The 21,416-nt window shown below is 70.1% G+C and carries 35 protein-coding genes; 11 read left to right on the forward strand and 24 right to left on the reverse strand.

The window, feature by feature from the left end:
- Positions 1 to 276 (reverse strand): hypothetical protein, encoded by a 276-nt coding sequence (locus tag ACQPW6_RS31010; RefSeq protein ID WP_433893008.1) that lies wholly within the window; start codon positions 274 to 276, stop codon positions 1 to 3.
- The gene (locus ACQPW6_RS31015; RefSeq protein WP_433893009.1) at positions 273 to 494 is read right to left on the reverse strand and encodes a hypothetical protein; all 222 of its coding nucleotides are present in this window, start codon (positions 492 to 494) and stop codon (positions 273 to 275) included. Before ACQPW6_RS31015 ends, ACQPW6_RS31010 begins: the two co-directional genes overlap by 4 nt.
- A 103-nt stretch (positions 495 to 597) precedes the next feature.
- Between ACQPW6_RS31015 and ACQPW6_RS31020 the strand changes: the two genes are divergently transcribed.
- Both ACQPW6_RS31020 and ACQPW6_RS31025 read left to right on the forward strand, forming a co-directional pair.
- Positions 598 to 972, forward strand: coding sequence for a WYL domain-containing protein (locus tag ACQPW6_RS31020; protein ID WP_433893010.1), 375 nt, complete (start codon positions 598 to 600; stop codon positions 970 to 972).
- Positions 973 to 990: 18 nt separating this feature from the next.
- Complete coding sequence (locus tag ACQPW6_RS31025; RefSeq protein WP_433893011.1) at positions 991 to 1,386, forward strand: hypothetical protein; 396 nt, start codon at positions 991 to 993, stop codon at positions 1,384 to 1,386.
- A gap of 61 nt (positions 1,387 to 1,447) precedes the next feature.
- On the opposite strand, the gene ACQPW6_RS31030 is transcribed toward ACQPW6_RS31025, so the two are convergent.
- The 4 genes from ACQPW6_RS31030 to ACQPW6_RS31045 all read right to left on the reverse strand — a co-directional run bounded on the left by ACQPW6_RS31030 (position 1,448) and on the right by ACQPW6_RS31045 (position 2,629).
- Positions 1,448 to 1,690 (reverse strand): hypothetical protein, encoded by a 243-nt coding sequence (locus ACQPW6_RS31030; RefSeq protein ID WP_433893012.1) that lies wholly within the window; start codon positions 1,688 to 1,690, stop codon positions 1,448 to 1,450.
- A 111-nt stretch (positions 1,691 to 1,801) separates the two neighbouring features.
- The gene (locus tag ACQPW6_RS31035; RefSeq protein ID WP_433893013.1) at positions 1,802 to 2,032 is read right to left on the reverse strand and encodes a hypothetical protein; all 231 of its coding nucleotides are present in this window, start codon (positions 2,030 to 2,032) and stop codon (positions 1,802 to 1,804) included.
- A complete protein-coding gene (locus tag ACQPW6_RS31040) occupies positions 2,029 to 2,358 on the reverse strand; it encodes a DUF6221 family protein (protein ID WP_433893014.1) in 330 nt (109 codons plus the stop codon). Before ACQPW6_RS31040 ends, ACQPW6_RS31035 begins: the two co-directional genes overlap by 4 nt.
- Positions 2,351 to 2,629 carry a hypothetical protein gene (locus ACQPW6_RS31045; protein ID WP_433893015.1) on the reverse strand — a complete coding sequence of 93 codons (279 nt, stop codon included), beginning with the start codon at positions 2,627 to 2,629 and terminating at the stop codon, positions 2,351 to 2,353. Before ACQPW6_RS31045 ends, ACQPW6_RS31040 begins: the two co-directional genes overlap by 8 nt.
- A 190-nt stretch (positions 2,630 to 2,819) precedes the next feature.
- On the opposite strand from ACQPW6_RS31045, the gene ACQPW6_RS31050 reads away from it, so the two are divergent.
- The 9 genes from ACQPW6_RS31050 to ACQPW6_RS31090 all read left to right on the forward strand — a co-directional run bounded on the left by ACQPW6_RS31050 (position 2,820) and on the right by ACQPW6_RS31090 (position 6,875).
- Entirely contained in the window at positions 2,820 to 2,960 is a 141-nt protein-coding gene (locus ACQPW6_RS31050; RefSeq protein ID WP_433893016.1) for a hypothetical protein, read from the forward strand.
- Entirely contained in the window at positions 2,960 to 3,121 is a 162-nt protein-coding gene (locus tag ACQPW6_RS31055) for a hypothetical protein (protein WP_433893017.1), read from the forward strand. Before ACQPW6_RS31050 ends, ACQPW6_RS31055 begins: the two co-directional genes overlap by 1 nt.
- Positions 3,121 to 3,315: a hypothetical protein gene (locus ACQPW6_RS31060; RefSeq protein WP_433893018.1), complete on the forward strand. Its 195-nt coding sequence runs from the start codon at positions 3,121 to 3,123 to the stop codon at positions 3,313 to 3,315. The genes ACQPW6_RS31055 and ACQPW6_RS31060 overlap by 1 nt, the downstream gene beginning before the upstream one ends.
- Positions 3,312 to 4,421 carry a glycosyltransferase family 2 protein gene (locus ACQPW6_RS31065; protein ID WP_433893019.1) on the forward strand — a complete coding sequence of 370 codons (1,110 nt, stop codon included), beginning with the start codon at positions 3,312 to 3,314 and terminating at the stop codon, positions 4,419 to 4,421. Before ACQPW6_RS31060 ends, ACQPW6_RS31065 begins: the two co-directional genes overlap by 4 nt.
- Positions 4,422 to 4,463: 42 nt before the next feature.
- The gene (locus ACQPW6_RS31070) at positions 4,464 to 4,628 is read left to right on the forward strand and encodes a hypothetical protein (RefSeq protein WP_433893020.1); all 165 of its coding nucleotides are present in this window, start codon (positions 4,464 to 4,466) and stop codon (positions 4,626 to 4,628) included.
- Between the two features lie 90 nt (positions 4,629 to 4,718).
- Positions 4,719 to 5,537 carry a DUF2637 domain-containing protein gene (locus tag ACQPW6_RS31075; protein ID WP_433893021.1) on the forward strand — a complete coding sequence of 273 codons (819 nt, stop codon included), beginning with the start codon at positions 4,719 to 4,721 and terminating at the stop codon, positions 5,535 to 5,537.
- Positions 5,534 to 5,701 carry a hypothetical protein gene (locus tag ACQPW6_RS31080; protein ID WP_433893022.1) on the forward strand — a complete coding sequence of 56 codons (168 nt, stop codon included), beginning with the start codon at positions 5,534 to 5,536 and terminating at the stop codon, positions 5,699 to 5,701. The genes ACQPW6_RS31075 and ACQPW6_RS31080 overlap by 4 nt, the downstream gene beginning before the upstream one ends.
- Positions 5,698 to 6,243 carry a hypothetical protein gene (locus ACQPW6_RS31085; RefSeq protein WP_433893023.1) on the forward strand — a complete coding sequence of 182 codons (546 nt, stop codon included), beginning with the start codon at positions 5,698 to 5,700 and terminating at the stop codon, positions 6,241 to 6,243. The genes ACQPW6_RS31080 and ACQPW6_RS31085 overlap by 4 nt, the downstream gene beginning before the upstream one ends.
- Positions 6,240 to 6,875 (forward strand): hypothetical protein, encoded by a 636-nt coding sequence (locus ACQPW6_RS31090; RefSeq protein ID WP_433893024.1) that lies wholly within the window; start codon positions 6,240 to 6,242, stop codon positions 6,873 to 6,875. The genes ACQPW6_RS31085 and ACQPW6_RS31090 overlap by 4 nt, the downstream gene beginning before the upstream one ends.
- Before the next feature lie 142 nt (positions 6,876 to 7,017).
- Here ACQPW6_RS31090 and ACQPW6_RS31095 read toward each other — a convergent pair whose 3' ends face one another.
- The 18 genes from ACQPW6_RS31095 to ACQPW6_RS31180 form a co-directional block, all read right to left on the reverse strand.
- Positions 7,018 to 7,677: a collagen-like protein gene (locus ACQPW6_RS31095; protein WP_433893025.1), complete on the reverse strand. Its 660-nt coding sequence runs from the start codon at positions 7,675 to 7,677 to the stop codon at positions 7,018 to 7,020.
- Positions 7,674 to 8,021 carry a hypothetical protein gene (locus ACQPW6_RS31100; protein ID WP_433893026.1) on the reverse strand — a complete coding sequence of 116 codons (348 nt, stop codon included), beginning with the start codon at positions 8,019 to 8,021 and terminating at the stop codon, positions 7,674 to 7,676. The genes ACQPW6_RS31095 and ACQPW6_RS31100 overlap by 4 nt, the downstream gene beginning before the upstream one ends.
- Positions 8,022 to 8,025: 4 nt before the next feature.
- Positions 8,026 to 8,307, reverse strand: coding sequence for a hypothetical protein (locus ACQPW6_RS31105; RefSeq protein ID WP_433893027.1), 282 nt, complete (start codon positions 8,305 to 8,307; stop codon positions 8,026 to 8,028).
- Between the two features lie 40 nt (positions 8,308 to 8,347).
- Positions 8,348 to 9,304: a GH25 family lysozyme gene (locus ACQPW6_RS31110; RefSeq protein ID WP_433893028.1), complete on the reverse strand. Its 957-nt coding sequence runs from the start codon at positions 9,302 to 9,304 to the stop codon at positions 8,348 to 8,350.
- Complete coding sequence (locus ACQPW6_RS31115) at positions 9,304 to 9,570, reverse strand: hypothetical protein (RefSeq protein ID WP_433893029.1); 267 nt, start codon at positions 9,568 to 9,570, stop codon at positions 9,304 to 9,306. Before ACQPW6_RS31115 ends, ACQPW6_RS31110 begins: the two co-directional genes overlap by 1 nt.
- Positions 9,571 to 9,604: 34 nt before the next feature.
- Positions 9,605 to 10,102: a hypothetical protein gene (locus tag ACQPW6_RS31120; RefSeq protein ID WP_433893030.1), complete on the reverse strand. Its 498-nt coding sequence runs from the start codon at positions 10,100 to 10,102 to the stop codon at positions 9,605 to 9,607.
- A gap of 9 nt (positions 10,103 to 10,111) precedes the next feature.
- Positions 10,112 to 12,925: a hypothetical protein gene (locus ACQPW6_RS31125; RefSeq protein WP_433893031.1), complete on the reverse strand. Its 2,814-nt coding sequence runs from the start codon at positions 12,923 to 12,925 to the stop codon at positions 10,112 to 10,114.
- Positions 12,925 to 16,149 (reverse strand): hypothetical protein, encoded by a 3,225-nt coding sequence (locus tag ACQPW6_RS31130; protein ID WP_433893032.1) that lies wholly within the window; start codon positions 16,147 to 16,149, stop codon positions 12,925 to 12,927. Before ACQPW6_RS31130 ends, ACQPW6_RS31125 begins: the two co-directional genes overlap by 1 nt.
- Before the next feature lie 150 nt (positions 16,150 to 16,299).
- Positions 16,300 to 16,659 carry a hypothetical protein gene (locus ACQPW6_RS31135; protein ID WP_433893033.1) on the reverse strand — a complete coding sequence of 120 codons (360 nt, stop codon included), beginning with the start codon at positions 16,657 to 16,659 and terminating at the stop codon, positions 16,300 to 16,302.
- Positions 16,660 to 16,695: 36 nt separating this feature from the next.
- Entirely contained in the window at positions 16,696 to 17,109 is a 414-nt protein-coding gene (locus ACQPW6_RS31140) for a hypothetical protein (protein WP_433893034.1), read from the reverse strand.
- A gap of 14 nt (positions 17,110 to 17,123) precedes the next feature.
- Entirely contained in the window at positions 17,124 to 17,567 is a 444-nt protein-coding gene (locus ACQPW6_RS31145; RefSeq protein WP_433893035.1) for a hypothetical protein, read from the reverse strand.
- The gene (locus ACQPW6_RS31150) at positions 17,567 to 18,313 is read right to left on the reverse strand and encodes a hypothetical protein (protein WP_433893036.1); all 747 of its coding nucleotides are present in this window, start codon (positions 18,311 to 18,313) and stop codon (positions 17,567 to 17,569) included. Before ACQPW6_RS31150 ends, ACQPW6_RS31145 begins: the two co-directional genes overlap by 1 nt.
- Positions 18,310 to 18,771 (reverse strand): hypothetical protein, encoded by a 462-nt coding sequence (locus ACQPW6_RS31155; RefSeq protein ID WP_433893037.1) that lies wholly within the window; start codon positions 18,769 to 18,771, stop codon positions 18,310 to 18,312. Before ACQPW6_RS31155 ends, ACQPW6_RS31150 begins: the two co-directional genes overlap by 4 nt.
- A gap of 4 nt (positions 18,772 to 18,775) precedes the next feature.
- The gene (locus ACQPW6_RS31160; protein WP_433893038.1) at positions 18,776 to 19,168 is read right to left on the reverse strand and encodes a hypothetical protein; all 393 of its coding nucleotides are present in this window, start codon (positions 19,166 to 19,168) and stop codon (positions 18,776 to 18,778) included.
- Positions 19,169 to 19,171: 3 nt separating this feature from the next.
- The gene (locus ACQPW6_RS31165) at positions 19,172 to 20,236 is read right to left on the reverse strand and encodes a hypothetical protein (RefSeq protein WP_433893039.1); all 1,065 of its coding nucleotides are present in this window, start codon (positions 20,234 to 20,236) and stop codon (positions 19,172 to 19,174) included.
- Between the two features lie 37 nt (positions 20,237 to 20,273).
- Positions 20,274 to 20,681, reverse strand: a complete 408-nt coding sequence (locus ACQPW6_RS31170) for a hypothetical protein (RefSeq protein WP_433893040.1) — start codon at positions 20,679 to 20,681, stop codon at positions 20,274 to 20,276.
- Positions 20,681 to 20,911, reverse strand: a complete 231-nt coding sequence (locus tag ACQPW6_RS31175; protein ID WP_433893041.1) for a hypothetical protein — start codon at positions 20,909 to 20,911, stop codon at positions 20,681 to 20,683. The genes ACQPW6_RS31170 and ACQPW6_RS31175 overlap by 1 nt, the downstream gene beginning before the upstream one ends.
- Positions 20,908 to 21,345: a hypothetical protein gene (locus ACQPW6_RS31180; protein WP_433893042.1), complete on the reverse strand. Its 438-nt coding sequence runs from the start codon at positions 21,343 to 21,345 to the stop codon at positions 20,908 to 20,910. Before ACQPW6_RS31180 ends, ACQPW6_RS31175 begins: the two co-directional genes overlap by 4 nt.
- Between the last annotated feature and the right edge of the window lie 71 nt (positions 21,346 to 21,416).

A 21,416-nucleotide genomic window follows, 5' to 3' on the forward strand; every position in this document is an offset into this window, starting at 1 on the left:
TCAGGCCAGCGCGGCGCGCGCGGCGATCCGAGACATCTCGTAGTCGAGCCAGCGCAACTCGGCCTCGCGGGTCACATCGTTCAGCCACCGCTCGCCGTGCTGCGAGCAGTAGGTACAGCCGTCCTCGTACCCTTCCGAGATCCGGCACCAGTCCTGCTCGTCCACCCGGGGGCAGAAGCCGCAGCTCCCTTCGCAGCACTCGTCGTCCGGCGCGCAGTCCGCGCACCGGCTGCCCACGCAGTAAGGGGCGACCTCGGTGGCCGTGGCGTCGATCACGGGCGGGGCTCCTCGGCGACGGGCGGCGTGGTGAGGGCGCGGCCGTCGGCCGTGAGTCGGCGGACGGTCTCCCGGCTGTAGCCGGTCGCTTCGATGATGTCCTTCTGTGGCATCTGGTCGGCGAAGTGCGCGATGTCCAGGGCGCGTTGCCTGTTGGCCGCCTGGATCGCCTTGTCGTACTTGGCGATGGCGGCTTCGACGTCGGTCTTGGTTGCCATCCTCCGATGATGCCACATGGGCTAGGCCCAATCCACTTGACGTGCCTTATGGATTGGGCCTAATCTATGAGGCATAGGAAGAAGCGCACCGAGGGGGACCACCGTGAAGCTCACCAAGAACCAGACCGACGCCCAGGCCCTCACGGCCCTCTACCGCGCCATGGACCGCCAGCACCCGGTGACCATCACCTACACCAAGGCCGACGGCACCGAGACGATCCGCACGATCGAGATCTACGACATCCGCACCACGTCGAAGGGCTTCACGATCGTCAAGGCCATGGACCGCCAGACCGGCGAGTCCCGCACCTTCCGCACCGACCGCCTCGTGGCCTACACGATCCACCGCACCGCCTACACCGTCCCCCGCGAGCAGCCCGCCACCATCCGCGTCGCGCCGACCAGCACCGCCGCGATGGTCGCCTACGAGCTCGCCCGCGACGAACGCACCACCCGCCACCTCGCACCCGCCGCCTGACCCGGAAGGGGGCCCGCCATGTACCTCGCCGAACTGCGCGCCGCGCTCGCTACCATCCACGCCCGCTGGGAACACGGCCACGACGGACTCACCCCCGACTGCGCCCTGTGCGCCGACGAGCAGGCCGAGGTACGGGCGCTCACCGCCATCAGCTACGCGCTCAGCCCGAACCGAACGGAGACCACCATGACCTACAAGGAAGCCCTCGCCGAAGCCGCCAAGACCGGCGCCGACCACGCCACCGACGCCGCCCTCATGGCCCTGTTCTGCAAGGGCCCGCTCCAGACCCTCGTCGGCGCCGTCTCCCCGCAGCTCGTCTGGGAGGGCGCACAGAAGGAGGGCCTGAGCACCAGCGAGCTGGGCGCGCTGTGCCTCCGGGACGTCATGGCCGTGTCCAACCTCCAGTGGCTCTGACCGTTCCGCCCTGCCCGGGCCGTGTGGCCGATTCCCCTCGGTGGCACGGCCCGGCGGCGCGTCAGCCGTCGTAGTCGTCCGTATACGCCGGCCCACCAGGCTCCGTCTCGCAACCCTGAGTAGAGCCCGGCGTACCGAAGTGCGTCACCGACAGGACGTACGACTGAGGGATCGCGTCACACCCCTTGTCCGTCCACTGCCGGGCGGCCAGCGACCAGATCAGGAACAGCAGCAGCACGATGCCGGCCTGCGTGGTGCGGCGGCGAATCCAGGGCGTCGGGGCGGGTCTCTCGGTGTCCGTCATGGCCGCGAGTATCCGCGCCGGGTGAAGACGCTGTGCGCGTTGTGACGGTCTCGTGACACGGCGCCGCCCCGTCGCCGAGCAGCCGGTGGCGGGGCGGTCGTATGCCCGGGGTCAGTCCTTGCGCTCATTGAGGTGCGCGAGCAGGTGCTCGCCGAGCTGCTGCTCGGTGGCCTGCGCCCGCCAGAGCAACGCCCGCCGGGTCTCGCTGATCACGATGCCCTGCATGGTCGTGGCCTGCGGGTCGGGCACGATACCGGCGAGATCGACGTCCGAGAGGGCGGGCTCGTCGTAGTGCCAACCGCAACCGTGCGGGCAGACGAACCGCGCCGTCCCGGCGCTCACGGCCGCCAGTCCTCGCGGTAGTCCGGGTGACCGTCGTACGCCTGTGCGAGCAGCCGGAGTGTGCCGACCATCGCAGCGCCGATGCCGCTCATGAAGATCGGCGAGTAGTCACGGGTGCGTTCGAAGATGTGCAGCACCTCCCGCTTCGCCTCGATCTCGGCGAGCACGCGATCCGGGTTCGCGAACCGCGCGATGTGGATCGCGACGGGAGCCTCCGCGTACGAGCGCGGGATGCCCGTCACCATCTCCGGTGAGGTGTTCGCCTCGCGCACGGTCAGGTCGTCCTCGTCGAGCCGTGCCCGCAGGAACTCGATCAGGTCATCCACCGTCGGACTCCTTCTTCACCCTCGGGCGCGTCGTCCCCGACCCCTTGCCGCGGAACACCGCCTGAACCGTCGTCTTCTTGATGCCCAGACGGTCGGCGATCTCCTGATACGACAGGCCCGCACCACCGTCCCACAACTCGCGGACCAACTCGTCGCGCTCCGCCGACCAGTCCTTGTTCCGCTCAGCCTGGGCGGCCATCACGCGGCTCTTGGTCCTGACCCGCTCCTCGCGGTCGGGGATCTGGTCCACCGCCTCCACAGCGTCTGTCACGCGCTGCACCTCCTCGTCGCCCATGCCAGCCCTTCCGTTTCGGCGGGCCGCTTGCGTGAACTGTAGGGGACCCCTACGGTGGTCAGCAAGCAGCACGCGCTGCCCAAGTAGAGACGGCCCGGCCGGAGTTGCTGCTCCACATGGCCGGGCCGTCAGCACCACCACAAACACACGAAAAGGCGGCACCACCGTGCAGCGTAGCGATCACCCCCCGAACCAGCCCACCCCCGCGCCGACCCTGGCCAACGCCAGCATCTGCCCCGAATGCGGCGCCCTCGTCATCAACGGCCAGTACGTGTGCCGCCCCAAGTACGCCCCGGCGAGCGCCTGATGGCGCCCGCGACCGGCGACGCTGCCGGGCAGGAGCCGCGCCCCGAGGACGCCGAGCAGCCCGCGTACTGGCCGACCGAGCACCGCGAGCCCGCCCCCACTTCCGCGCAGCACAACGCGACCGTGCAGGCCGCGCGCGCCGAACGGGAAGGCCGCCGCTGATGGGCTGGTTCCGCAGCGACCGCGAGCTGGCCGCCACCAAGTACGCCGGCCGCGAGTCCGCCACCGACCGCAAAGCCCGCAAGGAAGCGCGGCGCGCCGCCCACCGCATGGGCCGCCCCCACCGCAACGCGGCCAGCGCCGACCGGCAGGGATGGGCATGGGCCGACAACGAGCACAGAGGGCGCAGGCGATGAGCACCCCCGTCCTCGAACACCCCGCCACCCACACCACGGGCGGACGCCGGGTCATCGCGCTCATCCCCGCCCGCAACGAAGCCGACCGCATCGCCGCCGCCATCCGCGGACTCGACGCGCAGACCCGCGTCCCCGACGAGATCATCGTCATCGCGAACAACTGCACCGACGACTACGCCACCTGCATCGCCGCCCGCGACGCCGGAGCCGCCGTCCTCAACCTCCGCGGGATCCCCGGCAAGAAGGCCGGCGCGCTGAACCGGGCGCTCGACGAGATCCTGCCCGACCTCGACGACCACGACCTGATCCTCATCCAGGACGCTGACACGGTCCTCACCCCGGGGTTCGTCGAGCACGCCGCAGCCGGCATGCGCCGGAAGGTCGGTGCGGTCGGCGGTGTGTTCTACGGCGAGCCCGGCGGCGGGTTCCTTGGGCAGTTGCAGCGGATGGAGTACCAGCGGTACGCGTGGGAGATCGGCCGCCGCGGTGACCGGGCGACGGTCCTGACCGGCACCGCGTCGCTGTTCCGGGTGCGGGTGCTGCGGCAGGTCAAGGCCGCCCGCGCTGACGGGTTGATCCCCGACGGCGGGACGTCCTCGTACTACTCCCTGACCGGCTTGACCGAGGACGACGAGATCACCAAAGCGGTCAAAACGCTGGGGTACCGGACGGTGTCGCCGCGGGAGTGCCACGTCACGACCGAGGTCATGACCACTCTGCCCGCGTTGTGGTCGCAGCGGTTGCGGTGGCAGCGCGGTGCCCTGGAGAACCTCCGCGCCTACGGCGTGACCCGCACGACCGCCCCGTACTTCGGGCAGCAGATCATGATGGGCGCCGGCGCCCTCGCGTTCGGCCTGTACCTGGTGTTCGTCGGGCTCGAACTCGCCTACGCCGGGCACCTCGGCGTCAGCCCGTTCTGGACCGCGGTCGGCGGCATCTTCGTCATCGAGAAGGTGACCAGCGTGTGGCGGTCGGGCTGGCCCGGCCGGCTCATCGCCGCGGCCCTCATCCCCGAGTTGCTCTTCGACATGTTCCAGCACGCCGTGTTCTTCCGCGCCCTGGCCGACCTGGTCCTGCGGCGCGAGGAGTGCTGGGTCGCGACCTGAGCGGCCCGGCCCGTCACCACTACCGAGAGGCACACCACACCCATGTACGGCATGAACACCGTCGGCCCCGCCGGCGGCGCAGCAGCAACCGGGACGCTCGCCGCGACCGGCCTCAACGGACTCGCGATGGTCGTCGGTGCCCTGACCCTGATCGCGGCCGGCCTGTCCGTGATCAAGCTCGCCCGAGTCCGCCGCCGCGACCACTGACCCGCCCCGACCGGCTGTGCCCGCGCCACCCCCTCCCGCGCGCGGGCGCAGCCACCCGCCCCCAACCACGCCGCACCGGAAGGACCCGACGTGACCACCCCGCCACCCCGGCGCCGACTCGGAGGACTCGTACGAGCCGCCTGGTTCCTCGTCCTCCTGATGATGCTCGCCGCCGCGGCCTGGTCCATCTCCGGCCAACTCACCGGCTGGGGCATGGCCACCTGGCTCGCCTACGCCCTCTCCCTCATGTTCGACCTCGCCGGCCTCATCTGCGCCGAGTACGCCCGGCGCGCCGTCGAACGCGGCACCCCCGCCGGCCTCCCGCGCGCCGCGATCCTCGCCTTCGTCTCGGTCTCCGCGATCCTCAACTGGACCCACGGCCGCCAACTCGGCGGGCTCCCCGCCGCATACGGTCTCGCCGCGATCTCCGGCGCCGTCGAACTCCTCTTCGAACTGCACCGCCGGGACGTCCGCGACGAGCAGCGTCGCGAACGCGGGCTCGTCGCCGAGCGCATGCCGCACATCCCCGTCCTCGCCTGGGTGATGTTCCCGGACCGCGCGTGGCGGACCCTGCGCGGCGCCGTCGGCGCTCGCCTGGACCAACTCGATCCCGTCCAGCAGCCCCCTGCCGCATCAGGTGATGCGCGTGATGCGGTGCCCGCGCACCACGATGCGGAACCTGATACGCCGCAGGTCCCGGCGATGCCGCGCATCAGCGCGCAGACCACGAAGACCGCGGCGATCCTCGCCGCATCGGCCGTGCTCCAGCCCGACGCATCACCCGCGGCGATCGCGCTTCTCCTCGCGCAGCAGGGCGTCGCGGTTGATACGGCGTACATCCGCACGGTGCTGTCCCGGTCCAAGCCGAAGGACGGCAACGTCGGCCAGGGCGGGGGCGGCTACGCATGACCACCGCCATCTGCCTCGTCGTGTTCCTGATCGCCATGGCCGGGTCCGCCGCCGGCCTCCTCTCGGTTGACCGCCGCACCCTCCGCCCCGTACTCACCACCAGCGCCCTGATCGTCGCCGTCAGCGGCTACGTGGCCCTCGTCTTCCACTGGGGACTCCTGTGAACCTCAACCTCGGCAACCCCAAGGTGACGCTGGGCTGCGTCACCATCGGCACCGTCATCATCGCGCTCGTCATCCAGCGCTGGTGGCACAAGAGCGGCGGCAAGAAGGGCGAGGACGGCTCCGGTGGGCGCTCGTTCACCGCGCTGCTGCCGTTCGTCCTGGCGCTCTGCTACGGCATCCTCGTCGTCCTTGCGTCCCCGTCGATCAGCGTCCTCGGGACCATCGGGAAACTCGGTCTGTGGGGCGGCAACGGCATCGGCTACGCCTACCTCGTGTGGGGCATCGGCGGGTCGTCGCCGTCGGTGAACCGGGCCGTTCCCGTCGTGCTCAGCGACGGCGGGTACTGCGTCCTCGCGATCTGGACGGCCCTCGTCCTCGGGCATCATGCCTGGTCGCGGCGCATGCCCCGGCTGTACAGCCTGCTCGGCACTGTCGCGGGCATGCTGGTGGGCACCTCGGCCGGTGTCGCCGGGATCGCCGCGGTGCCGCTGGCCTCGGCCGTGAACCTCGCCGGGTCCTGGTACGGGGCGGTCGCCCGATGAGCGCCCGTATCGGCCAGCGCATGGCGGCCGGCTCGATGGTCCTACTGCGCGGCCTACCCAAGATCATCTGGGCGGGGGAGTGGCGCGAGACCCTCGCCCGCTGGGTCGTGTTCGGCGTCGCCGCATCCCTCGCGCTCACCGCGATGGCGCTGCACCCATGGCTCATGCCGGCTGCGTTCCTCCTCGGGTGCGTGGCTGCCGCCGTGGCCGGCGCGGCACCCGACGAGGAGGAAGCGGAGGACGACGAGCCCGTCATCTCGCCGGCCGCGTTCCTGGAGCTGCTGCACGACGTCGCCGGCGGCGGCAACGTCCACCTCCGGGCGGTCCGCGAACGCCTCGACGTCGAGCTGCCCGACTACGAGTGGACGGGGCCCGTCGTCACCGCAATGTGCGAAGAGGTCGGGGCGACCGTCCGCAAGGGCGTGCGGGTGGCCGGCGCTCAGCCTGCCGTCACCACCGGCATCCACCGGGACGACCTGCCGCCGCTCCCCCGCGTTGACGGACCGCCCCCTGTTGGTGTTGTTTCCGCAGATCAGGACTCCAACAACAACACCAACACGTGGACGGCCACCGACGTCGGGCAGGGCGGTCGGGTGCTCACCTACGGCGCCGCGCAGAAGGGCCGCCGATGATCCGCCGCCTGATCGAGTTCGCCGCCGACGGCCTCGGCTACTGCGCCAAGTGCGGGTGGTGGACGAAGCCGCGCTGCGGGCACTGACCCCGGACGCACGAAAGCCGCCCCCACCGCAACGCGCGGTGGGGGCGTACGTCTGCTCAGGGCCGGCGGCGGTCCTGCGCCACGGCCGGCGGCGACGAGGACGGGGCCGACGGTGACGACGGGCTGTCGCGCCGGCACACCAGCGCGTCCGGGTCATCGAGCGCGGGCTGCTGGGAGTACCCGGTCGGGCAGACCGGCCCCGGCGCTCCGTCGGTCCCGTCCTTGCCATCAGCCCCGTCCTGCCCCGCAGGGCCGGCAGGACCAGCCGGACCCGGATCACCCTGCGAACCGGCCGGCCCCGGGTCGCCCTGAAGGCCCTGCTGCCCGTCCGCGCCCGCCGGGCCCGTAGCCCCGGTCCCCGGCGAACCGACAGCGCCGTCGATACCGGCCGCACCCGTCGGCCCCGTCCGGCCGGCAGCACCGGGCGAACCGACCGGGCCGGGCGATCCCGGCGGCCCGGACGGCCCCGGCACACCCGCCGGGCCCTCGTGCCCTGCACCGCCCGGCTCCCCGCGGGACCCCGGCGGGCCCGCTACCGGCGACGCACCCAACCCCTGCACCTGGCGGGCCAGCTGGTCCCGCGCCGAGTTGGCGTCCCGCAGGTCGTGGGCGAGGGACTGCATGGTGATCACCACCCACGCCAGCAACGCCACCGCGATCACGACGCCGACGGCGAACACCGCGTCAGCGCGCCGATCCGTCCTGACCGACTTCATGATCCGGCCCCCTTCGTCGCCAGGTACGCCGCCAGCAGGACCATCAACACGGGGGCGATAAGCGCCGTGAGGACCAGCCGCCGGTCGGCCGCCCGCTGGGCAGCAGCCGCCTGACGTTCGTCCTCGCGTCGCTGCGCCTCGCGGCGGGCTGCCTCCTCCAACGCTGCGATGCGGGCCGCCTGCTGCGCGGCCCGCTCGTCCTGCGCCTGCTGTTGCAGTGCCAGCATCTGCGAATCGACCTTGCCGTCGAGCCGTCCCGCGAGGCTGCCGATGTCCTCCTTGAGGTCAGTTCGTACGTCCTCCAGGCGGCGCATCAGCTCGCTCGTGGTCGGCTCGTCCGGCACTGGTTCAGGCGCCCTTGACCGGGGGTGCCACCGTCGGGGATGCGGCAGGCGCCGGGTAGGCCGGCGGCCGTGCCAGGCCGAGCAGCCATCCCCAGGCCGGGGAGACGTGCGCCTCCAGGAGCCGGAACAGGGTGTAGTAGGCGCCGGAGAACGCGGCGGTCAGCCACGCGATGGCCGCGGCGGAGTCCACGTTCAGGCCGGCGTGCGCCAGCACGGTGACGAGGGTGCCGACGATGATCGGGACGGCGGTGCGCCACAGGGACGCGAGGGTGTCGTAGATGGTCATGGTGCGGATCCGTTTCTGCTGGTTGGGTTGATGAGGGGGCTCAGCCGGCGGCCGGGACGTCGCCGTCGGCGCCGATGATGGTCACCTGCACGTGCGTGTCGGCGATGGCCTGGGTGACGCGGGCGACGATGGTGTCCACGTCGTCCCCGGAGCCGATCGCCGCGGCGAGGGCCTTGATCGTGGCGGTGCTCGCAGCCTGCTGGGCGAGCAGCTGCTTGACCATGTCGTTGAGCTGGCTCACCAGCGCGGCGGTTCCGCGCAGGTGCCGGGCGGCCTCAACCTCGGCCGCTCCCTTGTCAGGGCTGACGGGGATCTTGTAGTTCCAGACGTCTGCTGCAGTCATGTCGTCCTCCGGGGTCGGGGCAGGGGTGGGGCCCGAGACCGTGACGCGGAGGTCTGCGGGGCTGGCGTAGATCACGGTCATGTCCCGGGGCTCGCTGGTGAACTGCCAGCCCCACACGGAGCCGGCGCCCGCCACCGAGGGCCGGGCCAGCGCAGCGGCCTGCGCGAAACTCCTGCCTTGGACTGGATAGGCGGGGTACCAGTAGCCGCCGCTGTTGCCGGGGTAGTGCTTGGTCACGTTGTCCCGGGGGGTGTAGACCCGCACCGGTTGGCCGGGAAACGCCTTCTGCACCTCGGCGACCCACGCTGTGGCGTACGCCTTGATCTGCTCGGCCGTCCGACCGGCGTAGTTCCGCCCGTCGCTGTACGGCTCCAGGTCCAGCAGGTGGTACATCCCCTTGGCCGCGAACGGCTTCACGGTGGCGATGTAGTGCGCGGACTCCGTCAGCGCGCTCTGGTTGGGCCACGCGAAGTGGTACGCACCGAAGACCAGGCCGGCTCCCCGGATGTCGGCGGCGTGCTTGGTGAACCATGGGTCGGTCGTCTTCTGGCCTTCGGTGGCCTTCGCAATGCCCATGTGGCACCCGAACGACTTCCAATTCTGGTGGGCAGGCTGGTTGCCCGATACGTCCACCGCGAAGCTGATGGCGGCCATCAGACGCGCTCCGGCCAGTGCCAGGTGCCGCCGGTCTGCGCACCCTCGGAGTGCCGGCAACCCTGCTTGAAGAACATGCCCTCGGGGTTCAGTACGGCCAGCGAGACGGGCTCCGGGCCTCGCATGTTGGCCAGGCTTCCGTCGCCCTCGGAGGGCTCGACGGCGGTAATAATGGCGGCGCGGCACTCGGAGGCATATGCCCCGTCCGCACTGCCTCGGCTGACGTAGTGGACGGTGCGGCCGACAGACGGCTGCTGCTCGGTCATGAGCCCTCCCAGGGCAGGTGGTTGGGGATGCAGGTCAGGTCAGGCTGGTCGCGGACGGGTAGTCCGAAGCGGGCCCGATGTCCTCCACCATCAGGTACGAGGGATCGGCGGTGGACGCGGAGATGGCGACGCTGGTCCCGGTGACCCGGAAATAGGTCATCACCAGCGGCACGGACACATCCGATCCGCTGGTATTGATCACGATGTTCTGGAAGAAGTAGCCGTACGTTCCCGCCGGGCCGCCGCCGAACCGGAAGCTGTCGAACAGTTTCGGGTTGGTAGTCGAGTTGGTTTTGCGTACGCCGATCTGCCCCTCGTCGCCTGTCGCGGTCAGTGCCATCCGGCCTTTGATCGAGAGCCGGAATGCCCGCGCGGACCGGAACAGGATCGTCGGCGTGGTGATCGCCACCACTTCGGTGGTGCTCGCGGAGGATGCCGAGTTCGCGACGATCGCCGTGTAGGCCAGGGTCCGCGCGGAGTTGTCGTTCTCCCGGGCGGACAGGATCCGCTGGCCGGCCAGTACGCCCGTCATGGTCTGGTCTCACAATCCGTAGTAGGTCGGGGCGGCCAGGCTCACGCTCTCGCCGGTCACCTGCGCTTTGACGATGCCGTTGACGTGCCGGGTTAGCGTCATCGTCTGGTTTTTGGTGGTGCCGGTGACTGCGGTGCAGGTGCAGACCTCACCTGCGATGATCACGTCGAACGGGAAATCGTCGGGGTACGTGGCGGAGTCGGCCCACCGGTCCGCCGCGTAGGCGTGGGTCACGTCGCACAGTGTTTCGCCAGTGGTCAGATCCTCGGCCAGCGTGCACGTGGCGGCGTCGTACCGGCTCGTGGTGTCGTCGTAGCTTCCGATGGACCCGTACGGTCCGTGAGGCTGACAGGCCCCGGTCCACAGCCACGAGAACTGGTCGAACGTCTCGGAGTACCCCAGCAGCATCTGGTCCACGGTCGTGGGTGCCATCTGGTCAATGAGCGGGGCCAGGATCCGGAGGCGGTGCGTCACATCGAGGCGGGCCACGTCCGGCACCAGGGACACGTTCTTCTCCAGGCGGAGGTTGATCTGCGGGAACCGGTCTGCGTCGTACGTGCCGACGAAGGTGCGCCAGCTGGCGTGGTCGGCCGTGTCGAGCCCGGATGCCAGGTTCTCGGTCAGGGACTCCGCGTAGCCGGTGCCGATCCCGTTCGGGGCCTCCTGTACAGACAGACGCCCCTCCTCTACCTGGACCCGGGACGACGTGCCGTTGACCTGCGCGACGGTGCTGTCATTGATGACGTTCTGAAGATCACCGACGGGCGGGAACGGGGCGACGATCATTTGCGCATCGTTGCCGGACTGGTACGGCAGGTCGAGCATGGATGGCTGCGCATACACGGACTGGATGTTCCGGAACCGTAGCCCTGCGAATTCCCGGGCCTCGTAGAGGACCATCTCCTCTGCGTTCACGGCGTCCTGGATGGCGTTGAGTACGGTGTCGACGAGCTGGGGCCCCATCTGTGCACCGTTGGTCACCAGTCCGGCGATGGACATAGGGATTGCTCCCTCTGATGCGAGGCGCTGGATTCGCTTGGTGGTCCGTTCCAGGTTGTACCCGGTAGCCGCTCCGGACATGGCGTCATTAGCCAGGTTGTAGGTATTGAATACGGCGATGTGCCCGAACGACATCTGGCCGAGTGTTCCGCCATGGGACTGCACCACGCTGGTAACCCGGCCCGGCAGGATACCGGACACCGTGTCCTCTACGAACCGGCCGCCGCTTGCCAATTCAATCCAGGCCATGTGGTAAAACGAGTCCGACCCGGAGGTCTTTACCTGGAAGATGAACCTTTTCCAGACTCCCACGAAATCCGTGTTCAATTGGGTAGTGCTGTATACCGATGTGCCTGTGTTGTCGAAAACATCCACGTAAATCTGTGTGGCGTCCACGGCAATCCGCCACGTGCCCGTGGTCGAGTTGATGTAGAAGAACGCGCTCTTCCCGGTGGCCGCCTCCGGCATCTTGTACACCAGCTCGACATCCCATTCCCCAGGGGTGGCGAACGGCACGGCACCTTCCGAACTGGACGCGTCGGTTCCCAGGGTCGGGAGCGGGAGCGACCCTGGCAGCGTGCTGTCTGCCGCGAACGAGACTCCGGACGTGGTCATGGGGGCGATGCCCGGGATCGGCGAAGCGGCTGTGGTGGTGTCCGAGCCGTCCTCGCACGGCCAGTACGCGACCAGAGTGCCTGGCCCGGATGGTCCGTAGTAGGACGCGATCCGGCGGCGCAGGGTGGACTGGAGGACTGTGCGGGAGCGCCCGTACCGGTCCAGTGCGGAGGCCGCGACGATCGGGACGGTGACGTCGAACCCGCCCGTGTCCCAGGTCGGGGGCCACTCGCTGACCTGCCCGGTGAACCGGCGGTGCACGTTGGTGATGGCGGCGGCCGTCACGGTCCAGGTGCGCGGGGAGGGGGCGGTGTCCGCGAAGCTGGTGGCGCCCACGGACTGCGCGGTGAAGTCGGGGTTGGCTACGATCGTCCCCGCGATCCCGGACCGCACTTCCGCTTTGAAGATCTTCCGGGCGGGGCTGGGGGACGTGAGCGTGCTCGGGACGTCGCCCACGTACAGGGGCGCGGTGCCGCTGAACACGGACGTGGGCGACGTCCCGATCACGGGGTCCCCGAGCTGCGTCCAGGGCCCGGCTGTTCCCGGGGTGGTGCTGGTGTAGAACACGATCGTGTACCCGCCGGCGCCGTTGTTCACGTCCAGGGTGGCGCGCACACCCATCCGGGTGCCCGGCGGGTTGCTGCTGAGCGACAGGGACTGCTGGGACAGCCGGCTGGCAAGGGTGCCGTCCGGGGACCATGCCAGTTGGATGTTTCCCGTGTAGGTCACGCTCAGCCGGTAGGAGATCTGGGTTCCGGCCGCGTCGTACTTGCCCAGGATCTCCGAGAACCCTGCGAGGCCGTCCACTCCGGTTCCGTCCCCCCACACGGGCAGCTCGATGTCCGCCCGCAGGTCCAGGTCCCCGATGATGTCGAGCACGGATGCGTCCGGGGTGCTGGCGTTGTTGCCGAGCACCGCCGTCAAGGGGCCGTTCTCCACGTACAGCCACGGCGCGGCCCCGATCACGGCCTGCCCCACCCGGATCGGAGTGTTGACCCCCAGGTACGGGTAGTACGGCGACAGCGGGTTGCGGATCGACAGGGCCCCGTCGTTGTTGTCCAGGACCATGGAGCAACTGGCCGGGTCAGCGACCTTCCCCCCGGACGCCTTGATCCCGTACTCCACATCGATCGCGCTACGGACCCGGGACGACACATCCGTCCAGGTCCCGTTGATCTGGAGCTGCACACTGGGTGCGAACAGGGCCATCAGCCGGCCCTCTTCCCGTACATCTGCTGCACGTCGCCGCGGCCCTTACGGAGCACGAGGTCCCGGGTCGGCTCGACCATGCGCTCGGCGAGGATCCGCCCGTCGAGCATCAGCTGCACGACGATCGGCCGCATCGACCCGCCGCCGCCCGCCACGCCGCCGGCGAGCATCTGCTTGGTGGCGTTCGCGGTGTGCACCCGGGAGCCGGCCGCGAGATCCACGAGCTCCGGGCCCTGCTCGCCCACCAGCGTCAGCCGGGAGCGGGGGCCGCCGGTCGCGGCGCCGACGACGCCGCCGTGCGCGTAGCCGCCGCCCTCGTGGTACACGGTGCCGCTGGTGGTGTACGTCTGCTGGATGATGATCGGCACGGTCTTCCCGCGGAGCCGGTTGATGCGGGCCTGCGCGTCGCGGATGACGTTCTTCAGCTGGGAGGAGTCCGCCCGCACGGCGGCGGACCGCGACTTGGGCAGCGACGCGAGCTGCTTCTTCGCCGTGTTGATCTTCGCCTGGAGGTCCGCGATGTTGCCCCGCAGGTGCGCGGTCTTGTCGGGGGTCTTCAGGATCTGATCGGCCAGCGCCTTCGCCTGGTTCTTCGTCAGGCCCATCTGCTGCGCCACGCTGATCAGCTTGGAGCGGCCCCGGTCGTAGATCCCGAAGACGGTCTCCCACGACTTGCCCTGATCCCGGGCCGCCGTGCCAGCCGCGTCGGTCTTCTCCGCCAGGTCCGACAGCGGCTTGTACGCGTCGCGCGCTGCCTGGGTGTTGAGGTCCAGGGCCCCGTGCACTTCGGTCAGCGCGTGGTGGTGCCCCTTGACCGCGGCGGTGGCGTCGTCGATGGCCTGCTCGAAGTCGGACTCTGCGGACAGCCCGGCGCGGTTCACGTCGTTGAGCGCCTGGATGGACTGGCGCAGCCCGTCGGCGCTCTGCTTCTGCGCGTCGAGCTGCTTCTGCGTGGCCTGCGCCTGCCTCCCGAACAGGCCCATGCTGTCAGCGGTCAGGTCGCTCTCGAACTTGGCGTCGGCCAGCGCCGACTTGTAGTCGTCCAACTTGGAGGTGAGCTGGCTCGTGGGCTTCCCGGTCTTCGCGTACTCCTTCGACAGGCGGTCCACGGCCTCCGCCGCAAGATCCGCATGCCCCCCGGACACGAGGTTGGCCAGCGCCTTGTCGATCCCGTCGATGTCTTTCGCGGCGGCCTTCGCGGAGTTCGACTTCGCCATGCCCAGCGACAGCACTTTGTTCATGGAGTCGTTGAAGTGATCCATCTTGGAGCCGCCGCCGGACAGCCTGTCCACCGCGGCGTTCAGGTCACCGAAGTCCTTGCCGAGCACACGGGCGGCCTCGCCGCCGAGCTTCCCTGTCCGGCCGAAGTTCCCCAGCGCCGTCGTCAGCCGGTCCACGTTCGGCGCCGGATCCTTGCTGGACGACAGCTGCTTCATCACCAGCACCACGCCGGCGACGACCGCCAGGGCCCCGGCGACCTTCGTGCCCGTGGACAGCGTCGCCAGGGCCGCACGGACACCGGCGAGACCACCACCGGCGCCGGCCGACGCCGTGCGCAGCGCACCCAGCTTCGTCGCCAGGCTGCTCGCCCCGGTGCCCACGGCGACCAGCCCCGCACTGGACAGCTTGATCAGCTTGAACGCGGTGTAGAGCTGCATCAGCCGGCCGAGCAGCGCGGGCGGGATCGCCCCGATGAGCTTCGCCAGGCTGTCGACAACGGTCAGCATCCCGGGTCCGGCGTCGGCCGCCGCCTCCGTGACGTGCGCGAGCACCTTCGACAGATCCTCCAGCAGTTCCTTCGCAGCCGGGCCCTGCGACCGGGCGTAGTCCATGAACTTCGCGATCGCGGAGTTGTCGGCGTCGCCCTGCGACAGGACCCGGGAGAAGTGGACCGTCTCGTCAACGGCGCCCTTCAGCACCTTGTTGCTGTACGTGTCGAGCTTCCCCATCAGGGTGTCGAAGCCCCGGGTTTCGACCGCCCCGCCGGCCACCGTCATCAGCCGGTCCAGCTGCCCGGCAGCGCCCTTCGCGAGCGGGGTGAACTTCGGCAGGATCGCATCGACGACCGCGAACGATTTGGTGACGGGGTCCATCGTGAAGTCAGCCAGGTCATCGGACCAGGCGTTGAAGTCGTTGCGCAAGATCCCGAAGGCGGCAGCCGCGCGCTTGGTCTCCTCGGGCACCCCCGCCAGCGCCGCGCTGGCCTTCTGCTGCTCCTCAATGGACTTCTTCGACGCCGCCCCCGCCTGACCCTGCGCCGACGCCAGCGTGTCCATCGCCGCGGACAAGTCGCTGAGCTTCTTCACCTGCGGGATCACCGCGGCACCCAGTGCGGCCAGGCCGATCACGGCGGCGCCCGTCGCGGCGACCATCGGGGCCAAAGACGCGGCGACCGGCACCGCGGCCGGGGCGAGACTGAGGAGCGCCCCGGTCAGGTGACTGGCCGAGCCGCTGGCCTGGTTACTGCTGCTGGACACCGACCCGATGCGGCCGCTGAGTCCACTGAGGGAACCACCGGCGTGGGTGGCGCTGGTGCCCATGGTGTCGAGGTCGGCGGTCAGGGTGCGGGTGTGACCGGACAGGACGGTGACCCTGCTGCCAGCGGCGTCAGCCCGGTTACGAAGAGACCCGACGGCGGTCGCCGACGACGCGGCCCGGGCCCGCAACTCCGCGAGCGCCACAGCGGCCAGGGCGGCATGGTTGCGCAGTTCGTCGAGCTTGTCCGCCGCGCCACCGGCTGCGACCTTGAGCAACTCCAGTTTCGCCGCGGACACCTCGGCCCGGGTGCCGAGGGTCTGCGTGGACAGGCCGGCGTCACGGGCGTTGTCCTTCAGGGACCGCAGCGAGTCGGAGGTGGCGGTGATGTCGCCGGCGGCCCCGCTGAAGGTGACGTCGAGTCGGACCGGGCCAAGCCGCTTGAGGTCGTCGATGGCGGCCTTGACCTGATCGGCACCGGTCGTGGTGTCGTCGTGGATCGTGGCCCGAACTGTGATGTCCCCGGCGCTGGTGCGAAGCGAGTCGAGGGCGAGCGCGGTGTCGTCGGCGGACCGCTTCATGCTCTTGATCGACAGGTTCGCCGCGCCGGTGCGGGTGGTGAGGGTCCGCATTCCGGTGGCGGCGTTACCCGCGTTGGTCTTCAGCGTGCGGAGAGAGGTGTTGAGGGCGGTGAATTCGGCGCCGCTGTTGTTGGCGACCTTGACGCTGATGGAGATGTCATTCGCCACCGTCAATGCCTCCTTCCCTGCGGCCGAGTTGTTCGATGTTCAGTAGCCGAATGAGCTCGGCCGGTTCAGCGAGGATCTCGCTGGGCAGTTTGTGAAATCGGTCGCACAGAGCGAGGATCGTTTCCGCCCGGTGCAGTTCCGGTGGCTGCGTTAGAGGACGTCCATCGGAATCGGCACCTCCGGGGACGGCCCGCCACCGGGCGAGCTCGGCACCAAAGGGGCATCCACCCCGTTGACGGCGTCGAGCCACGCCTCGACGATCACCACGTTCAGGGACCGGTCCAGAGTGAGGACGCCCTCCAGCGTCGCCGGGAGCGGCTTACCCTTGTCGTCCTCCAGGTTCCACGAGGCGAGTTGCCCGGCGAACGCGGTGACGAGCGCCTCGTGGGTGGCCTGGTCTGGGAGTTCGATGACCTCACCGGACGTCATGTCCCGCACGGTGATCTCCATCCCCGCGTGGGCGGGGTCGAACTTCAGGTCGTACGTCTTGCGCTTCGGGCGGTATCCCATGGCGCGGCTCCTCCAGTAGGGACAGGGTGGTGGGGGTCAGGCGCTTTCCCAGGTCGGCACGGTGCCGTCGCACAACGCGAACGGCACAGCCCAGGTGAATTCCCCGGAGTCGGCGCGGGTCAGCGGGTAGTCGGTGATGAGGCACTCGTTGGTCATGCTGATGCCGCCGATCCCGAATTCCAGGGTCCGCGCCACCGACGTACTAGTCACCGTCTTGAACACGTCGTGCGACTTGTCAGCCGACGGGTTGAACACCCCGTTCGCCGTCGCGGAGAAATCAGCGAGGAGCAGCAGTCGCTCCATCGCGGACTTGTCCAGACCCGTGGTGTCCTGCGTTGCGCGGGGCGTCGCGAACTGGAAGTTGGTGGTGTCGTTGACGAGATCCTGGGGCGTTCCCGTCGCGTCATCGACGTTGAACGTGTCCCATCCGAGACCGGACTGCTTCGGCATGTCGTGTCCTTTCCTTATCCCCGGTTGATCAGGGTGCTCAGCCGGTCCTGGTGGGTCGCGAACTCATCGGTCCAGTCCGCCCCGGTGGCGTGCTTGCGTGACGGGGTGCGCGCCCCGAGCCAGTGCCCCTGGCGGACGAAGTACAGCTCGGGCACGTCCTGCCGGCGCACGCGGTGCTTGTCGGCGGCGAAGCAGCTCTGGCCGGCCTCGAACGCGAAGTGGGTCAGGCCGGCGTCGTCGCGGGTCTCGGTGCAGCGGCGGCCGGACTCGCGGCGGATGTAGTACGCCTGCCGCTGCCCCAGCTCGGTGCGCTCGTCGATGACGGACGACCAGCCCCGCAGGTGCGCGGCGCAGTCGACCTCGGCGCACGATGCCGCCCGGAAGTGCGTGGCCAGCGGGGCCCGCACCTCGAACGTCTGGTAGGCGTGCAAGGGCATCTGCGGCTGGATGGTGCCCATCAGAACCTCGTCTCCACGGTGTTGACGTTGGCCATGACGGTGAGGACCAGGCTCGTGAAGCCGCCGGTGGTGGTGGTGACCGCGCGGAGGTAGCGGCGCACGGTCGCGGTGCGGCCGGTCTGGATCCGCTGCGCCTGCCGGCCTGCGGTGATCGTGGTGAAGGCGCCGCCGGCCAGGTCCGCGAACGTGACGTTGTCCGCGGAGTCCTGGACCTTCACGGTGGCGTCGGTGCCGGTGAATGCCCCGACCTGGAGGTACGCCTGCAGGCCGTGGGTGTGGGCGGCGCCGGTATCGTACGAGGCACCAGTGGTCGCCGCGGTGTCGGTGCGGCGGACGGGGGTGATCAGGTTGCCCCACTCCAGGCCGAACCCGTTGGCCTGCGCGGACACCGCGAACGTGAACGCCCCGTCGTCCCCGCGCGTTCCGTCGTAGTTGACCTGCTTGGAGGGGACGCAGGCGGCCGGGACGCCGGCCGTGGACCCGCAGCAGTACAGCGGGTAGATGTCGGTGCGGGGCAGCAGCGACAGCACGGCGTGAGCGGCGTCCGCCTCCGGCCCGGGGTTGAAGAACGCGGTGCACCCGAGGGAGCCGTCGCGGACCCCGCCGAGGCGTTCGAAGGCGAACTTGTCGATGCCGGTGTCGACGAGCAGCGCGGGGCCGCCGGACAGCGCCGGGGAGTTGACGTCACCGGACAGGTCGTAGCCGCCGACGATCAGCCGGTGGCCGAGCCCACTGGATTTGGTCATGCGCTCTGCTCCCAGATGTCGTTGCAGATCAGCGGAAGGACGATCGTCATGACCCGCTGCGGTGGGCCGTCGGCGACGGGGAGGTATCCGGCGCGGGCCCGCAGCGGCTCGCCGTACGCGCCGAACACATCGACCTGCCGCACGCTGCCGCCGAGTTCGAAGTCGCCGTTGTACTTCGCGAAGAGGACATCGACCGCGCCGGTGACGGCCGGGTCGATCGCGTCGAGGGGCTCGGACACGGCACTGGTGTAGATCCGTTGGCCGATCTCCAGCCGCACCGATGTGGAGTTCATCCCGGACGACCGGATCGGTACGAGGTCGTTGACCCACGCCGCGCACGACAGGCCGCCGGACGGCGGGGTGTTGACGGGCTCGTGGCCGTTTACGTCCTCGAACAGGCCCGTCGCCAGGGCGTGCGAGATGACCTTGTTGAGGATGGTGTTCACGTTCAGGGCCACGGGATCACCTCATCTCCGGGAGGAACCGGGTCTGCAACAGCTGCTGCGCGATCCCCGGCGCATCACGGGCGACCCGCTCCTTGGTGCGCCGCCAGTGCCCGTAGCCCGCGAACCTGGTCACCGGGGCGTTCCGGGAGCCCACGCCCTCCAGCCACGGCCCGTACACCACGCCGCCGTCGGAGACGACCGACACGTCCGGGGCCGCCCGCTCGGTCGTAACCTGCGACTCGTAGTAGCCCGACGGGTGCCGCAGCACCATGCCCAACTCGGCGAGCACCAGGGTCTCGCCGTGCTCGGCGATGTCCTCCCGCGCCTGGTCCGTGAACGCCTGTACCGCCCGCGCAGCGCGCCCGTCGAACAGCGGCCCGGTCGCGGTCACCTTCACCTCATCGGCCATCGGTCACACCGCCCTGGTGCGGGCCTTGCGCCCGTGCTTGGCGTAGCACTGGTCCCGCAGGTCATCGATCGACGACGTCAGCGCGGGCGGGGTCGACGACCCGCGGCTGCTGCTCGACTTGCCGGTGCGGGCGTACCCGGCCGGCTCCTGCGTCAACGTCGTCACGGCCAGAGCAATCGTGTACGTGTTCACCAGCTCCGGGGGCACCCACCGCACCAGCGCGGCCCCGTCCGCGACCGGGCCGGCGGTCGTGCCCAGCACGCCGCGGGCCACGTGCAGGGTGCGGGCGGCGTACACCGGGTCGCCCTCGGCGTGTGCGGCCAGGACGCTGCCGTCCCACGCCCGCCGTACGACGGCGCTGGCCCCGGCGATGTCGACGACGAGCATCCGCTCCCCGCCGACGAGGAGTACCTCGTCTTCGTGGAGGGCACCGGTGTCGCCGAGGGTCAGTACGGTGTCCGCCGCGGACTGGGTCACCGCGGCCTGGAGGGTCTGGCCGGTGTCAGCCATGCTGCGGCCGGTGACGAGGAGCCGCTCGGCGCCGGCGCGCAGCACGCTGCCGACGCCGGCGGCACCGGCATCGGAGATCGGGAGCCGTACCGCGGCGGCATCGACCCCGCCGGCCGCGCTGCTGGCCGGGGCCTCGGTGTTGCGGTAGCCCCACAGCCCGGTCGCGCCGATCGCCTGCTGCTCGGTGTCCCCGGCCTGGAAGGCGCTGGGACTGCTGAGGTTGATCGACAGGCTGCGGTACGGCGGCCCGGTGCGGTTCGGCTCCAGCACCACATCGCCGGTGGGGATGGTGACACCGCCGGACTCCAGGGCGGTGAGGTCGATCAGCTCGGAGTCGTCGAGCCACAGCCGCCAGGAGCGGGCGTACTGCCCGTTCGGCCAGTCCCAGCGCCGGGTGTCGGTGACGGGGTAGAAGCGGCGGTGGCACAGGCCGTCGACGGAGCGGCTTGCCCCGGCGAGGGCGCGGTCGATGCGGGCGTCGCTGCGCGCGGTGGCCTTGAAGTCCAGCGCGGCCTTGACGTCTTCGCGTGTGGCGTACCACGGCTCTGTGCCGATCACCTGTGTCACCTCCCTTCTGTGTGCGGCGTGCTGGCGGTCAGGCGGTGGGGTCAGAGGCGGTCGCCGACGTACCGTCCGCCGGGCCGCCATCCGTCGGAGGGGCAGTAGAGGAGTCCGTCGGGGCCGGTGCGGAGGGGCTCGCCGTCTTGCGGGCACGCTTGCGGGGGGCGGTCGCGCTCGGCGGCGGCGAGGTCGGCTCCTTCTCGGAGGATGTCGACGAGGTCGTACCATCCGCCTCCGGTGTCGGCGATGGCTCCTCCTCGTCCTGCTGCTCGGTGTCGGTCTCCGGGTCGGGGAGCGCGGCGTTGCTCGCACCCCCGTGAACGGTGATCTTCGCCATGTCCTGGCGTCCTTCCTTCACGTGGTCGGTGCTGCCGCACTGCGGGCACTTGGGGGCACCAACCGAGTACGCGGCCGTGCAGTCGGTGCAGATCCACAGGGCCATCAGGGGGCCTCCAATGCGGTGATGCGCGCGGCGAGTTCAGCGAGGATGCCCTGCACGTCCGTTGCCGTGCCCGGGCTGATCGCCTCCGCGGTGACGTCCGCCGCGGTGGGTGCGGCCCCCGGTACGGCGCCGGTGACGCCGTCCGCCGTGACCGACGCGACAGTGGTGGACGGGTCGCCGTCGTCGTAGAAGTCGAGTTCACCCGTCCGCCGGGTCCGGCCGCGGATCATGCCGACAGGGCCTTGAGGTTCGCCGGGTCCCGCTGCGTCATCAGGTCCCGGGGGATCGGGGTGACGAGGCCGGCGCCGGTGGAGGTGACCTTGACGTGGGTGAAGCCGTCGTCGAGCTGGCTGGCTTCGACCTCGAACACCGCGTGGTTCTGCACGGCGCTCGCCGCGGTGACGACGGTCGCGGCTGCCGCCTGTGTGCGGTGCGTCCAGGTGTCGGTGCCGTCGCCGGTGCAGGTGTAGTAGTCGGTGACGGCCACGAGGTTCTTCGCGCCGGTGCCTGCGGAGTCCTTGGCCTGGACGAGGGTGTACGTGTCGCCTGCGGCGGCGGCGAGGTAGCAGGAGAACGCGATGCCGCCGGCCTCTCGCATGTTGACGTACTTGCCGTCTCCGATGCCCATGATGTTGAACGACCGGCCGAGTGCCTTCTGAGACATGAGTTTCGCCTTCCGTGTCGGTGGTGCGCGGGGTCGGGGCGACGCTGCCGGCCCGGTGGTAGTCGGCGCCG

Source organism: Streptomyces sp. CA-111067 (assembly GCF_050956065.1).
Taxonomy (GTDB): Bacteria; Actinomycetota; Actinomycetes; order Streptomycetales; family Streptomycetaceae; genus Actinacidiphila.